Annotated in this window: 2 protein-coding genes; both read right to left on the minus strand. The window is 47.1% G+C overall.

What is annotated here, in order from left to right:
* Positions 1-2 precede the first annotated feature (2 nt).
* Positions 3-896, minus strand: coding sequence for an IS3 family transposase (locus CES81_RS13005; protein WP_089122128.1), 894 nt, complete (start codon positions 894-896; stop codon positions 3-5).
* On the minus strand, positions 893-1,587 hold a 695-nt coding region (locus tag CES81_RS13010), incomplete at its 5' end, for a helix-turn-helix domain-containing protein (RefSeq protein WP_225356410.1). The genes CES81_RS13010 and CES81_RS13005, both read right to left, overlap by 4 nt.

The raw sequence follows: 1,587 nt of genomic DNA on the forward strand, positions 1-1,587 counted from the left end.
TTCTAAACGGCTTCACTCCAGTATTCATCTGGAGTGAGGCCGTTTCTTTGCGCTGAACGATTGTGATGGTTGAAATATTCGATTCCATTCTCAACCATCCTTACTAGATCCTGATACGTTTTCGGCATTGGCTGGCGTTCCATCCAACGCAATTTAAATTCATTCCACCAACGCTCCATTGGTGCGTTATCGTAAGGCGTTCCTGGTCGAGACATACTTCTGATGATATTGTGACGACTGAGAAAGTTATTGAAGGAACCGGAAGTGAACGCTGACCCGCGGTCGGTGTGAACCATTGGGTGAACGTCTCCGGCGACTTCAAACGCTCGTTGGAAAACCTGAACTTCTGCTGCTGAGGTTTCTGTGGCACTCAGATTATATGCCAACAGGCGACGTCCATAGAGATCAAGTACACCACTGAACCGTATCTTGTACTCACCATTTACACCGTAGGTTAATTCAGTTGAGTCCGACAACCAGACTTGGTTGGGCGTCTCTACATCAAAGTTTTGATTTAAAATGTTGTCCAAAATATGTTGCTCACTTTCCTTGCGACGCTTTCGCTTCTTGACGCGAATCTGACAGTGAATGTCCAGTTCTCGCTGCACGCGACGAACCATCTTGATGGTGACCGGAAACTTGATCTCATCGTCATGTTGTAGGGCAATGAGCAGGTTATCAGCTCCAATGCCTTGGTGATGAAAGTCGTACCAGTACTGCGTGCGTTTCTTAAGCAACACATCGTGTTGCTCCCAAGTTGTTTCGGTACGGTTCAGTCCCTTGTAGTACGCCTGTCGGCTTACACCGATCAACTTTAAGAGTGTGGAAACCGCGCCACGTTTACCTTGACTGACCTCTCTGATTGCGATGTAGGCCAGACGATGTCGTTTATTCACCCCCTGCGCTGAAGTTCCTGCAATTTTTTTGCGAATGCTTCGATGAGTTCTTTATCAGCCAGCTCGGCCTTAAGCCGTCTGACCTCTAAGCGGAGACGATCATTCTCGGTAAGCTCTGATTCGTGCTTATGATGGCCGCGATTATCTACTAAAGCTTCGTAACTACCATTTTTGGCCTTGAGTACCCAAGAACGGGCCTGCTGATAGGAAACCTGAAAGTATTCTGCTGCCTCGGCATAAGAGTGTCTGTCTTGAATCACATACTCAACTACTTTAATTCGCTCTTCAAACGTTGTCTTTCGACTCATAGTGGGGACCTGCTTTCTCGACGGCGATACCGTCAAAGGTTTGTCCTCATTATACTTGATAACCCAGTTTTGTAGTTGTGTTTCTGAGCGCAGCCCAAATCGGAGACTTAACTCACCGAGAGTACCCTCACCGGCTAGATAGGCAAGCACTGCTGCTTGCTTAAGTGCCACGGGGTATTTCTTATTCTTAGTTGCCTCATTGAGACCCTCAAGACCATCGCGATCATATCGTTCCTGCCACCGCTTTAAGCGACGTCGTTCAAGGTTGTGTAGTTTCGAAAATTTACTGGCAGAGAGACCCGAGTGTTTGAACTGTTCAAGCAGATCCAGTTTCTCGAGTGCTGTGTACTTAGATCTAGGCATACAAAAAATCCCTCCATAGT

Source organism: Secundilactobacillus pentosiphilus (assembly GCF_002217985.1).
GTDB classification, from domain to species: domain Bacteria; phylum Bacillota; class Bacilli; order Lactobacillales; family Lactobacillaceae; genus Secundilactobacillus; species Secundilactobacillus pentosiphilus.